Genomic DNA, 11,720 nt, shown 5'->3' on the forward strand with positions numbered 1-11,720 from the left:
GTACAGATCAGGAACGAACTCGATCGAGCCCTACTTTTCCTCTTCCATCGTCACGGCGACATCCGCCTTGGCCGACAGCCGGACCTTGTTGCCCTCGACGCCGGCGACGAGGCCCTTGTCGATGAAGTGATGATGGCCCCTGTGGCTGCCCTCGCCGCTGTCCTTCTTGGTCAGTTTGATCCGATGGCCCTCGACCTTGTCGACGGTGCCGATGTGGACGCCGTCGGCACCGATGACTTCCATATGCTCTGCAATGTTCTGCATGGCGGGCTCCTCGTTGGGGACCCACACAACGCCCGAGAGGTCCTTTCCGTTCATTCGTGACACGACCGCCCGGCGCGATGGGCGACCGTTCTGTCTCTGAACGGGGGCAGCCTGGGTTCGGGTCGATTGAGCCGAAAGTCTCATAAGGGGCCGGCCTTGGCAGGATTAAACTGCTCTCCACGCCTCCCCCGCACAGACGGGCCAGGTCGTGACAGCTCGCGGTACCGAAGGCCGCCGAAGCTCTTCTCAGGTGGTTCAAGGTTCCTCTGAGACCAGGCGTTGCGGACGCAACTCGCAATTCTCGCCTGTAGCGTCGCACACCAAACGCACTCCGCGAGCGAACTGGCGCTGAAATGCGCGAGGAGTGGGTTTGAATTTGATAGGAGCAGCACATGGCAGTTCAAGTACCGCACGATTTCCGCCGCGTGATCGTTGCTGCATCGGTGGGAAACGTCATCGAATGGTATGATTTCTATATCTTTGGCAGCCTGGCCGCCGTTCTGTCGGTCAAGTTCTTCGAGCAATCCCACCCGGTTGCAGCCCTCCTCAGTACGATCGCTCTGTTCACTGCGGGCTTCCTGATCCGCCCCCTGGGAGCCTTCCTCTTTGGATGGATGGGTGACAGGGTCGGACGAAAATATACATTCCTCATCACGCTGAGCGGAATGGGACTGGGTACGGGGGCAATCGGGTTGATCCCGACCTACCAGTCCATCGGTCTAACGGCGGCGTTCGTTCTGTTCGGCCTGCGCATGATCCAGGGTCTGTGCCTGGGCGGCGAATATGGCGGCGCCATCACCTATGTCGCGGAGCATGTGCCGGACGACAAGCGCGGCTACTACACCGGCTGGCTACAGACCTCTCCGACTCTCGGCATCGTGGTGTCGCTGGCCGTGATCGTCCTGACACGGACCTGGTTCGGCAATCAGGTCTTCGACGAATGGGCCTGGCGCGTTCCGTTCCTGGTGTCTTTCCTGCTGGTGGCCATCGCGATCTACATTCGGCTCCAGCTCCAGGAGACGCCGATCTTCCAGGAGATCAGGGCCCGCGGCCAAATGACGACGAATCCGTGGAAGGAGGCCTTCCTCAGCTCCAACATCAAATACATCGGGATCGCGATCGTGGTCCTGATCGGACAGGGCGTGGTCTGGTACAGCGGCCAGTTCTGGGCGCTGTACTTCCTGCAGCAGGTCTCCAAGGTGGATGCGCTGACCTCGGCCTACATCGTGGGAGCCGCGCTGCTGATCGCAACGCCGAGCCTGATCTTCTTCGGCTGGCTGTCGGATCAGATCGGCCGCAAGCCGGTGATCCTGGGCGGCATGCTGCTCGCTGCGATCACGTACTATCCGCTCTATCTGTGGCTGGGAACGGTCACGCAGCCCGGCAACATCAACTATCCGACCGCGATCTTCATCATCTTCATCCTGGTTTGCTACGTCGGGATGGTGTACGGGCCGGTCGGCGCGTTTCTGGCGGAATTCTTCCCCGCCAGGATCAGGTACACGTCGGTCTCCGTGCCGTACCACATCGGCAACGGTTGGGGTGGCGGATTGGTGCCGTTCATCACCTCGGCGGCATTCGCCGCGACCGGCAGCATCGGCTACGCGCTGATCTACCCGATTGCGGTGCCTGCGGTGTGCTTCGTGCTTGCGGTCTTCCTGATGCCGGAGACTCGCAAGATCAGCATCTGGCAACCGATCGAGCCCAGAGCCGCATTGTAACGTAACCACCTCTCCTCCGGCCGCCAGCCGATGGCGGTCGGAGAGAAGCCGGCAACCTCTCGTCTCAGCCGGCGCGGTGAGGCCAGTGATCGTGCCACCAGGTGCTGAAGTCGCGATCGGTCATCAATTCCCAAGCAGCGAGCAAGATCACCAATAGGCCCGACAATACGCTGCTGACCGTGGCCGATACCGGCTCATAGCCAATGGACCAAGGCGCCAGCACCAGAGCCAAGCCCAGCAGCATTTCGCCCCACTCTTCCAGGTAGGACGGGACGACAAAGGCCTCCACGGCAAACAGCATGACGCCGAGCCCGAGTGCGATGGTGATCCAGACAGCAGCCCCGGATAAGCCGAGGACGAAGGACGACAGGACCAGCCACACGCCCACCAACAGGCTACCAGCGTCTTGCCAATGTTGGATGCGCATGATGCTCACCTCCCTTCTCGTATTGATGTGGGGGCGCGCCGATGAAGAATCATCCCTCCGACCTGCGCTGTGTTGCCGCGACCAGGAGCCGGCGCCCCGTCCGGCCGCCCGTGCCCTGGAAAGGGCCCTTGCAAGTGCGGCGCACCAGGATGCAGACTATCGGCGCTTGACAGGTGTCAATGTCTGCCGTTCTCGGCCCACCCGGTTCGCGCCCAGAACAAGAGGGAGATGACGCCATGCGAGAAATGGAAATCCACGACTATGCGCGGCAGTTGCTGGAAGCCCATGGCCCCAAGGCCATTGCGGAGGCCGCTCAAAACGCCATCGACCTCGAGCAGAAGGGCGAGCTCGAATTGGCAAAAACCTGGCGGCACATCGAAGACGCGATGAAGCTGATGCGCGGGCCGCATCAAAGCTGACTGCCGTCGCGCGAAGCTTGCCTGACTGCGGCGACAACGCCGAACGTGGACCACAGTCCGTCGCGAGCCGCCAGGTTGCGGCCGAACGGCTACGCGATCTCGGGACGCTGACCTGGGAGCGAAGCCATGGTTGCGAAATGTACGACAGCCGAAGACCTCGTGAAGGCGATCACGGACGAGAAAGTCCAGATGATCGATTTGCGGTTCACCGACCTGCCGGGGGTGTGGCAACATTTTTCCGTCCCGCCGAGCGCGGTGAATGCCGATGCACTCAATGAGGGCATTGGATTCGATGGCTCATCGATCCGAGGCTTCCAGGAGATCCAGGAAAGCGACATGCTGGTCGTCGCCGATCCGACGACGGCATTCGTCGACCCCTATAGTCCGGCCAAAACGCTGGTTCTCATCTGCAACATCCGCGACCCCGTGACCGGCCAGTCCTACAGCCGGGATGCCCGCTACATCGCCCAGAAAGCCGAAATCCACCTTAAGGGCACCGGGCGCGCCGATACGAGCTATTTCGGCCCGGAAGCGGAGTTCTTCGTCTTCGACGAGGTGCGCTACGCACAGGGCATCAACTACGCCATGCACGCAGTCGACTCCAGCGAAGGCAGCTGGAACACCGGCTCTGAGGAAGGGCCGAACCTCGGCCACAAACCGCGCCCGAAGGAGGGATACTTTCCCGTTCCCCCGACCGACAGCATGCAGGCGCTACGCACCGAAATGGTGCTGACAATGGAATCTCTGGGGATCCAGATCGAGGCCCATCACCATGAAGTCGCAACCGGCGGCCAAAACGAGATCGACATGCGCTTCACCACCCTCACCCGGATGGCCGACAACCTGATGATCTACAAATACGTGGTGAAGAACACCGCGCATCAGCACGGCAAGACCGCGACATTCATGCCGAAGCCGCTGTTCGAGGACAACGCTTCGGGCATGCACGTTCACCAATCGCTCTGGAAGGGTGAGACAAATCTGTTCTACGACAAAGGTGACTACGCCGAGTTGAGCCAGCTCGGCCGCTACTATATCGGCGGGCTATTGAGCCACGCCTGGGCGTTGTGCGGGCTTTGCGCCCCCACGACGAATTCCTATCGGCGTCTGGTGCCGGGCTATGAAGCTCCGATCAACCTCGTCTACTCCCAGCGCAATCGCTCCGCCTGCTGCCGGATTCCAATGTATTCGCCGAATCCGCGCGCCAAGCGCGTCGAGTTTCGTTCGCCGGATCCGTCCTGCAATCCCTACCTGGCCTTCGCAGCAATGCTGATGGCTGGCCTCGACGGTATCGACAAGCAGATCGACCCCGGCAGCCCGATCGACAAGAATCTCTACGACCTCCCGCCTACTGAGGCGAAGGAGGTGAAGTCCACGCCAGGATCGCTGGACCAGGCGCTCGACGCGCTCGAGCGCGATCACGCATTCCTGCTACGCGGCGACGTCTTCACCGCCGACGTGATCGAAACCTGGCTCGACTACAAGCGCAAGAAGGAGGTCGACCCGATCCGCCTGCGACCTCATCCCTACGAGTTCCATCTCTACTACGACATCTAGCGGGCGGCGACCGCGCACCTAGCGGAACGGGCGGAGCCCTCCGCTGCTAGATCATCGGGACCCTCGACGAGGCGTGGTGATTGACGATCTTCCAGTCGGCGTCCTCGCGCGTGATGACCCAGCTCATCTTGACGACGAGTTCCGGGCGTTCGCCCGCGAAATCGAACGACACGATCGCGGCCATGTTGATGATATCAGGACCAGCCTGCGCAGCCTGCACCTCGGAAAACGCAGCACTCGGCTTGCGCCATCGCGGCAGGCCATTGAAGTAATCGGCAACGCCGTCCCTGCCCCGATAGAGCTTCGGGTTAGAGCCGAAGAAGAACGCTCTCTTGGCATAGAGCGACGACAGCGCGGCCGCATCGAGCGTCGCGAAGCCGGCGCACCATTTCGCGATGATGGCGGAAACGATGGCGTCGGCCTCACTGCTCATGAGTGCCTCAACCTTTCGCGACTTCCTTCGCGAACGTGTCGCGCAGGCCGATGGTGCGTGAAAACACCGGCTTGCCGGGCGTCGAGTCCTTGTCGCGCACGAAATAGCCCTGGCGCTCGAACTGCATCGGCTCGGTGGAATTGCTCTCCGCCACCGATGCCTCGATGCGCGCGTCGCTGAGGATCTCCAGCGACTGCGGATTGAGATCGGCGGCAAAGTTCGAGGCGTCCGGGCTCGGGTTCGCGAACAGCTGGTTGTAGATGCGGATCTCCGCCGGCTTCGACGCTGCCGCCGACAGCCAGTGCATGGTCGCCTTCACCTTGCGGCCGTCGGGCGCATTGCCGCCCTTGGTCGCGGGATCGTAGGTGCAGCGCAGCTCCACCACCTCGCCGTTATCGTTCTTGATCACGCCGGTGCACTTGACGAAATAGGCGTAGCGCAGCCGGACCTCGTTGCCGGGCGACAGGCGGAAGAACTTCTTGGGAGGGTTCTCCATGAAGTCGTCCTGCTCGATATAGAGCTCGCGGCCGAACGTGATCTTCCGCGTGCCGGCGGTGGGATCGTCCGGATGGTTGATCGCCTCGAGCTCCTCGGTCTGCCCCTCCGGATAGTTCTCGATCACGACCTTGAGCGGCTTCAGCACCGCCATGCGGCGCTGCGCGGTGCGGTTCAGCTCCTCGCGGATGCAGAATTCGAGCATGCCGACATCGACCACGCTGTTGGCCTTGGCGACGCCGATACGCTTGACGAATTCACGCAGCGCCGCCGGCGGCACACCGCGACGGCGCATGCCCGCCATGGTCGGCATGCGCGGATCGTCCCAACCCGCGACATGGCCCTCGCGTACGAGCTGGGTCAGCACGCGCTTCGAGAGCAGCGTGTAGGTCAGGTTCAGCCGCGCGAACTCGTACTGGTGCGGCTTCGACGGCACCGGCAGCTTCTCGATGAACCAGTCATAGAGCGGCCGGTGGTCCTCGAACTCCAGCGTGCAGATCGAGTGCGTGATGCCCTCGATCGCGTCCGACTGGCCGTGGGCATAGTCGTAGCTCGGATAGATGCACCATGCGTTGCCGGTGCGCGGATGATGCGCATGCAGGATGCGGTACAGCACGGGATCGCGCAGATTGATGTTGCCCGCGGCCATGTCGATCTTGGCCCGCAGCACGCGCGCGCCGTTGGGGAATTCGCCCGCCTTCATGCGGCGGAACAGGTCGAGGTTCTCATCCACGCTGCGGTCGCGGAATGGCGAGTTCTTGCCGGGCTCGGTCAGCGTGCCGCGGGAGGTGCGGATCTCCTCCTGGGTCTGGTCGTCGACATAGGCGAGCCCGTCGCGGATCAGCGTCTCCGCCCATTCGTACAGGCGGTCGAAATAATCCGAGGCAAAGAACAGGTTCTTGCCCCAGTCGAAGCCGAGCCAGTGCACGTCGGCCTGGATGGAATCGATATATTCCTGCTCTTCCTTGACCGGATTGGTGTCGTCGAAACGCAGATGGCAGCGACCCGGAAACTCCTGGGCGATGCCGAAATTGAGCGCGATCGACTTGGCGTGGCCGATATGCAGGTAGCCGTTCGGCTCCGGCGGGAACCGGGTCACGATCTCCCTGTATTTGGCCTGATCGAGGTCGGCTTGAATGATGTCACGAATGAAATCGCGCCCAACCTCAGCTGCCACCGGTTCTGTCATTACGAAAATCCTGTAGGGAAATCAGCGGTCCTTCTGCCAAATTCGCGAGGCTGAGCCAAGAGCTTAAGCAAGGCCTGGCAGGTCCGCCGTGGGCTTTAGTTATGCTCCGGTCCTGCTATACACCACCGCTTCCAATGCATAGGCCCTGCCAAGAATGACCGATTCCGTCGTCACCCGCTTTGCTCCCTCGCCGACCGGCTTCCTCCATATCGGGGGTGCCCGCACGGCGCTGTTCAACTGGCTCTATGCGAAGAAGCATGGCGGCAAGATGCTGCTCCGGATCGAGGACACCGACCGGGAGCGCTCCACGGAGGCCGCGATCGGCGCCATCCTGGACGGGTTGAAATGGCTTGAGCTCGGCTGGGACGGCGACGTCATCTACCAGTTCAGCCGCGCCGCCCGTCACCGCGAGGTCGCCGAGCAGCTGCTTGCCGACGGCAAGGCCTATCGCTGCTACGCCACCGCCGAGGAGCTCACCGCCATGCGTGAGAAGGCGCGCGCGGAGGGCCGCACCCGCCTCTATGACGGCATGTGGCGGGACCGCGACCCGGCCACGGCACCGAGCGACGTCAAGCCCACCATTCGCCTGCGCGCGCCGCAGACCGGCGAGACCGTGATCGAGGACCAGGTCCAGGGCCGCGTGGTCTGGCAGAACGAGAACCTCGACGACCTCGTCCTTTTGCGCGGCGATGGCAACCCGACCTACATGCTCGCGGTGGTCGTGGACGACCACGACATGGGCGTCACCCACGTCATCCGCGGCGACGACCATCTGATCAACGCCGCCCGCCAGAAGCAGATCTATGATGCGATGGGCTGGGCGCTGCCGAGCATGTCCCACATCCCCCTGATCCACGGCCCGGACGGCTCGAAGCTGTCGAAGCGCCACGGCGCACTCGGCGTCGACGCCTACCGCGCCATGGGGTACCTGCCGGCCGCACTCCGCAACTACCTCGTGCGGCTCGGCTGGAGCCATGGCGACCAGGAGATCTTCTCGACCGAGGAGATGATCGCGGCGTTCGACCTCTCGAGCGTAGGCCGCGCCGCTGCTCGCTTCGACTTCGCCAAGCTCGAAAACCTCAACGGCCATTACATCCGCCACGCCGACGATCAATCACTCGTGAAGATGTTCGAGGATGTGCTGGACCACGTCGTGCCCAGCCGCGACGAGCTTAAGGCCAAGTTAAACGACACCACGCGCGCGCAGCTTCTCAAGGCCATGCCGGCCCTGAAGGAGCGCGCCAAGACGCTGATCGAGCTGATCGACAGCGCCTATTTCATCTTCGCCGACCGGCCCCTGGAGCTCGATCCCAAGGCGCAGGCGCTGCTGACGCCCGAGAACCACAAGCTGATCGGCCAGCTTCATTCCGCGCTGGAGAATGTCGAGACATGGAGCGGCGCCACGACGGAAGCCGCGCTGCGCGCCTTTGCCGAGGAAAATAGTCTCAAGCTTGGCGCGGTCGCCCAGCCGCTGCGGGCGGCGCTGACCGGACGGACCACGTCGCCTGGTATATTTGAGGTTTTGGACGTGCTGGGACGCCAGGAAAGTTTGGGTCGGCTTAAGGATCAGGCCAAGGACTAGGCAAGGACCAGGCTAGACGTAAGTCGAGCATGCGCGGCGCCATCTTGCAGCGCACACAGCAATAATATACCCATCTCCCCCGTACCTTCTGGAACATCCGGCCTGCCCCACCATGTTATTGGGGCCTTCCGGGTCCGGCCCGTTTCACCATACATCGGGGACCTACGATGGACGCAAAAGCAAGCAATAAGACCGCCACGCTGACGGTCGGAAACAAGAACTACGATCTCCCGATCCACAGCGGCAGCGTCGGGCCTGATGTCATCGATATCGGCAAGCTCTACGGCCAGTCGGGCCTGTTCACCTATGACCCGGGCTTCACCTCCACCGCGAGCTGCCAGTCTAAGATCACCTATATCGACGGCGACGCGGGCGTGCTGGAATACCGCGGCTATCCGATCGAGCAGCTCGCCGAGAACGGCGACTTTCTGGAGACCTGCTACCTTCTGCTCTACGGGAACCTGCCGACCGCCGCGCAGAAGAAGGATTTCGACGACCGCGTGATCCATCACACGATGGTGCACGAGCAGATGGCCCGCTTCTTCCAGGGCTTCCGCCGCGACGCCCATCCGATGGCCGTGATGGTGGCGTCCGTCGGCGCGCTCGCCGCGTTCTACCACGACTCCACCGACATCAACGACCCGAAGCAGCGCATGATCGCTTCCATGCGCATGATCGCGAAGATCCCGACGCTGGCGGCGATGGCCTACAAGTACACGATCGGCCAGCCCTTCGTGTATCCGAAGAACTCGCTGAAGTTCGCCGAGAACTTCCTGCACATGTGCTTCGCCGTGCCGTGCGAGGAGTACAAGATCAATCCGGTGCTGGCTGACGCGCTGGACAAGATCTTCATCCTGCACGCCGACCACGAGCAGAACGCCTCGACCTCGACGGTGCGCATCGCCGGCTCCTCCGGCGCCAACCCGTTCGCCTGCATCGCCGCCGGCATCGCCTGCCTCTGGGGCCCGGCCCACGGCGGCGCCAACGAAGCCGCGCTCGCGATGCTCGCCGAGATCGGTTCGGTCGACAAGATTCCGGAATTCATCGCCAAGGTGAAGGACAAGAACAGCGAAGTCCGCCTGATGGGCTTCGGTCATCGCGTCTACAAGAACTACGATCCGCGCGCCAAGATCATGCAGAAGATGTGTCACGCCGTGCTCAAGGAGACCGGCCATGGCGACGATCCGATGCTGAAGGTGGCGATGGAGCTCGAGAAGATCGCGCTCAGCGACCAGTACTTCATCGACCGCAAGCTGTACCCGAACGTCGACTTCTACTCGGGCATCACGCTGAAGGCGATGGGCTTCCCGGTCTCGATGTTCACCGTGCTGTTCGCGGTCGCCCGCACCGTCGGCTGGATCAGCCAGTGGAGCGAGATGATCGAGGATCCGCAGCAGAAGATTGGCCGTCCGCGCCAGCTCTACACCGGCGTCACCCGCCGCGACTACGTCGCGATCAAGGATCGCAAGTAAGTCTTCAGCCAGCACGGCTTTCGAAACGGCGCCATCTCACGATGGCGCCGTTTTTGTTTGACAGGATACCGGGAACAGCGAGCAAAGCGCAGGGCGAGCGGATGCGGATCACGAACCCGGTGAATGGATGGCTGCAGGTGGTGGCCTGTTCGCCGTTCCCCGATGCGGCCGGCGAGATGGTTCTTTATCCCCGGTGCGACATTGACGGGGTCGTCACCGCGGAGCGCATCGCGGCGACCGCCGTGCGGTACAGCGCTTACGACGTTCCCAAGCCGAAATGGCCGCGTCCCGGGACGGTACTTCCGGTCACCCTGGACCTCGCTGATCCCACACGGTTCAGGATCGAATGGGATTTGGTGCCGACCGAGCGAGACGCGTCGGAACGGCTCGCGGAGCATTTGCGCGGCGAGCAGCAGGCCGACACGCCAAGCCGCCGGCCGTTTCCCGGCATCTGGCGCGAGGTGGAGCACTCGGCATCGTCGCCCGGTCTGGTCAATGGCCTGACGCCTCAGCAGATGGAGATTGCGCTCGCAGGCGGCGCCGCAGCCCTCGGTTTGGTCCCGACCACGGCGAAGGTGTTGACCGCGCACGAGGTGCAACCGAGCAGCGCGCCGGGCGGGACGTGGGACATTGCGGTCTCGGTGAACGACCCGAACGGCGGGCCGGGTTGGAAAGCGGTCACGCGCATGTCATTCAGCAGCTCGAGCCGCCGCGAAAGCCGCACCGTCGTCGGGGACGAGTTGCCAGTCCTGGTCGACCCGGACAATCGCAACCGGATCATCGTCGACGTCGCCCGTCTCTCCTGAGTGGTGTCGCTGCTCTGCGAATGCAGGCTGCGCTCATCAATCTTGTTGCCGCGCACAACAACAAGTCGGTGCCTCGCCCCCGCAAACGCTTGACAGTTGAAACGCTCCGCGCGCAAATTCTTACACTAAGTAAGAATGACCACAGGGATGGAAATGCCGGAGCAGCCGAGAAGTCGGCGGCAGACGCGCACTGCCATTTTGACTCATCTGCTTCAGTCGGGCGGTTCGTTTCGCCCGCCTCTGGCCAAGGCCGTGCGCCTGTCGGAAGCGAGCCTGTCGCGCATCCTGTTTGACCTGAAGGCCGAAGGCCTGATCGAGGAGGTGCGGCGCCCTGCCCCTTACGTCGGCGGCCCGACGGGCCTGGTGTCGCTCGATGGTTCGGTGGCGCTTGCGGCCGTCGAGCTGACCGGCCAGTGGCTCAGCGTCGGCGTTGGGACCTTGTCGGGCGAGTTGCACTATACGGAGCGTGTGGCGCTACCGGCAAAGCCCACGGCCGAGTCTGTCGGCAGGGTGTTTCGCGAGGCGCTGACATTGCTGCGTGACTGGACGCGGCGCCGCCGCATCGCGCTTGCGCAGATCGGCGTCTCCATTCCGGGCCTCGGCCGGCTGAGCATATCGACCAATCCGATCATCCCCTGCGACGTCGGGCGCATCGGTGCCATGCTCGCCCAGATGTTTGCCGGCGTGCCGGTCGAGTTCACCAACTCGGTCGTCGCGCACGCCACCTTTCACCGCTGCCGCAGGGAGAATTATCCGTTCAGCGGCGCGCATCTCTTCGTCTTCGTCGGCCAGGGCGTCGCAGGCACCTGGGTGGACGATCCGACCGAGGCCGATGCACTCCAGCCGGTCGAACTCGGCCACATGGTGTTCGGCACCGACGGACCGCGTTGCCGCTGCGGCCATCACGGTTGCGTCGAAGCCTATACGTCGCTTCCCGCTCTGGCCGAGCTCCTTGGTGTTTCCGAGGCCGAACTGCTTCAGCTCGGCAGCGATTGGGTGACCGCGGTCCCGCTCTCGGCGCGCGCTCGCCAGGAACTGCGGCGGCGGCTGTTCCGGCTCGGGCTCGCGATCGGCAACACGCTGAACGTCAAGCCATGCCGCGGCGTTGCAATCAGTGGCTGGCCGTCGCTCCTTGCGGAGGACGATCGAAAGGCGCTGGTCGACGGCGTCGACGCCAGCCTGCTCGGCGGCCCTGAGCATGCGCAGGTGTCGCTCGCTTTCGTGCCGCCCTCGAATGGCAATGATCCCAGGGCCGCGCTGGCGTTCGCTGCCTTCTGCCTTGCTTGCCGCGGCGGTATGCCGGCCGCATCGACGGAGGCCGCCTGAGATGCCCTGAAGCTGCGCGGCTGTCGCGC

Annotated in this window: 11 protein-coding genes; 7 read left to right on the forward strand and 4 right to left on the reverse strand. The window is 63.3% G+C overall.

From position 1 onward, the window contains the following. Positions 1–30: 30 nt before the first annotated feature. Positions 31–264, reverse strand: coding sequence for a DUF2171 domain-containing protein (locus ACE10W_RS21440; RefSeq protein ID WP_038967854.1), 234 nt, complete (start codon positions 262–264; stop codon positions 31–33). A 392-nt stretch (positions 265–656) separates the two neighbouring features. Here ACE10W_RS21440 and ACE10W_RS21445 point away from each other — a divergent pair, with 392 nt between their 5' ends. Then, the gene (locus ACE10W_RS21445; protein WP_011087600.1) at positions 657–1,985 is read left to right on the forward strand and encodes an MFS transporter; all 1,329 of its coding nucleotides are present in this window, start codon (positions 657–659) and stop codon (positions 1,983–1,985) included. Positions 1,986–2,049: 64 nt separating this feature from the next. Here ACE10W_RS21445 and ACE10W_RS21450 read toward each other — a convergent pair whose 3' ends face one another. After that, positions 2,050–2,412 (reverse strand): SPW repeat protein, encoded by a 363-nt coding sequence (locus ACE10W_RS21450; protein ID WP_039184579.1) that lies wholly within the window; start codon positions 2,410–2,412, stop codon positions 2,050–2,052. 236 nt (positions 2,413–2,648) lie between these two features. Between ACE10W_RS21450 and ACE10W_RS21455 the strand changes: the two genes are divergently transcribed. Together ACE10W_RS21455 and glnA are read left to right on the forward strand one after the other, a co-directional pair. Further along, on the forward strand, positions 2,649–2,831 hold the full coding sequence (locus ACE10W_RS21455) for a hypothetical protein (RefSeq protein ID WP_028171775.1): 183 nt from the start codon (positions 2,649–2,651) through the stop codon (positions 2,829–2,831). Between the two features lie 126 nt (positions 2,832–2,957). Beyond that, complete coding sequence (glnA, locus tag ACE10W_RS21460; protein ID WP_011087603.1) at positions 2,958–4,388, forward strand: type I glutamate--ammonia ligase; 1,431 nt, start codon at positions 2,958–2,960, stop codon at positions 4,386–4,388. 46 nt (positions 4,389–4,434) lie between these two features. On the opposite strand, the gene ACE10W_RS21465 is transcribed toward glnA, so the two are convergent. After that, positions 4,435–4,821 carry a nuclear transport factor 2 family protein gene (locus ACE10W_RS21465; protein ID WP_304546790.1) on the reverse strand — a complete coding sequence of 129 codons (387 nt, stop codon included), beginning with the start codon at positions 4,819–4,821 and terminating at the stop codon, positions 4,435–4,437. A 7-nt stretch (positions 4,822–4,828) separates the two neighbouring features. Further along, complete coding sequence (locus ACE10W_RS21470) at positions 4,829–6,505, reverse strand: glutamine--tRNA ligase/YqeY domain fusion protein (RefSeq protein WP_375761907.1); 1,677 nt, start codon at positions 6,503–6,505, stop codon at positions 4,829–4,831. A gap of 154 nt (positions 6,506–6,659) precedes the next feature. Between ACE10W_RS21470 and gltX the strand changes: the two genes are divergently transcribed. The 4 genes from gltX (at position 6,660) to ACE10W_RS21490 (ending at position 11,691) form a co-directional block, all read left to right on the forward strand. Next, the gene (gene gltX / locus ACE10W_RS21475; RefSeq protein WP_375761908.1) at positions 6,660–8,087 is read left to right on the forward strand and encodes a glutamate--tRNA ligase; all 1,428 of its coding nucleotides are present in this window, start codon (positions 6,660–6,662) and stop codon (positions 8,085–8,087) included. Positions 8,088–8,254: 167 nt separating this feature from the next. Then, the gene (gene gltA / locus ACE10W_RS21480) at positions 8,255–9,559 is read left to right on the forward strand and encodes a citrate synthase (RefSeq protein ID WP_011087607.1); all 1,305 of its coding nucleotides are present in this window, start codon (positions 8,255–8,257) and stop codon (positions 9,557–9,559) included. Between the two features lie 41 nt (positions 9,560–9,600). Next, positions 9,601–10,365 (forward strand): hypothetical protein, encoded by a 765-nt coding sequence (locus tag ACE10W_RS21485; protein WP_375761909.1) that lies wholly within the window; start codon positions 9,601–9,603, stop codon positions 10,363–10,365. A gap of 147 nt (positions 10,366–10,512) precedes the next feature. Further along, on the forward strand, positions 10,513–11,691 hold the full coding sequence (locus ACE10W_RS21490) for an ROK family transcriptional regulator (RefSeq protein WP_375762768.1): 1,179 nt from the start codon (positions 10,513–10,515) through the stop codon (positions 11,689–11,691). The last annotated feature ends 29 nt before the right edge of the window (positions 11,692–11,720 follow it).

Origin of the sequence: Bradyrhizobium sp. B025, assembly GCF_042257955.1 — a bacterium.
GTDB classification, from domain to species: domain Bacteria; phylum Pseudomonadota; class Alphaproteobacteria; order Rhizobiales; family Xanthobacteraceae; genus Bradyrhizobium; species Bradyrhizobium diazoefficiens.

Bases quoted from the DNA above. Each gene is read 5' to 3' on its own strand.
- ACE10W_RS21440 (WP_038967854.1), bottom strand. From the start codon at position 264: ATGCAGAACATTGCAGAGCATATGGAAGTCATCGGTGCCGACGGCGTC.
- gltA (WP_011087607.1), top strand. From the start codon at position 8,255: ATGGACGCAAAAGCAAGCAATAAGACCGCCACGCTGACGGTCGGAAAC.
- ACE10W_RS21450 (WP_039184579.1), bottom strand. From the start codon at position 2,412: ATGCGCATCCAACATTGGCAAGACGCTGGTAGCCTGTTGGTGGGCGTG.
- ACE10W_RS21465 (WP_304546790.1), bottom strand. From the start codon at position 4,821: ATGAGCAGTGAGGCCGACGCCATCGTTTCCGCCATCATCGCGAAATGG.
- ACE10W_RS21490 (WP_375762768.1), top strand. From the start codon at position 10,513: ATGGAAATGCCGGAGCAGCCGAGAAGTCGGCGGCAGACGCGCACTGCC.
- ACE10W_RS21470 (WP_375761907.1), bottom strand. From the start codon at position 6,505: ATGACAGAACCGGTGGCAGCTGAGGTTGGGCGCGATTTCATTCGTGAC.
- gltX (WP_375761908.1), top strand. From the start codon at position 6,660: ATGACCGATTCCGTCGTCACCCGCTTTGCTCCCTCGCCGACCGGCTTC.
- ACE10W_RS21445 (WP_011087600.1), top strand. From the start codon at position 657: ATGGCAGTTCAAGTACCGCACGATTTCCGCCGCGTGATCGTTGCTGCA.
- ACE10W_RS21485 (WP_375761909.1), top strand. From the start codon at position 9,601: ATGGCGCCGTTTTTGTTTGACAGGATACCGGGAACAGCGAGCAAAGCG.
- glnA (WP_011087603.1), top strand. From the start codon at position 2,958: ATGGTTGCGAAATGTACGACAGCCGAAGACCTCGTGAAGGCGATCACG.
- ACE10W_RS21455 (WP_028171775.1), top strand. From the start codon at position 2,649: ATGCGAGAAATGGAAATCCACGACTATGCGCGGCAGTTGCTGGAAGCC.